1 pseudogene is annotated in these 284 nt (G+C 69.4%); it reads left to right on the plus strand.

The features are described 5' to 3' along the window. Positions 1-284 (plus strand): annotated as a pseudogene (locus EN850_RS35895) (DUF1732 domain-containing protein); the annotation flags it as partial.

The following is a 284-nucleotide window of genomic DNA, read 5'->3' on the forward strand; positions in this document are numbered from 1 at the left end:
TTCGTCGAGGCCCGCGAGCGCGAAGGTGGCAAGCTGGCCGCGGCCATCAGCGAGCGCGTGGACGGTATTGAACGCATCGCCGCCGACGTCCGCACGCTGATTCCGGCCATTCGCGACGGCCAGCGCGCCAAGCTGGCCGCACGCCTGGCCGATCTGCCGCACCCGGTCGACCCGGGCCGCGCCGAGCAGGAACTGGTGCTGTGGCTGCAGAAGCTGGATGTGGATGAAGAGCTGGACCGGCTCGGCAGCCATATCGTCGAGATCCGCCGCGTGCTCAAGAAGCG

It is taken from the genome of Mesorhizobium sp. M8A.F.Ca.ET.207.01.1.1 (genome assembly GCF_004794715.1).
In the GTDB taxonomy this organism is placed as follows: domain Bacteria; phylum Pseudomonadota; class Alphaproteobacteria; order Rhizobiales; family Rhizobiaceae; genus Mesorhizobium.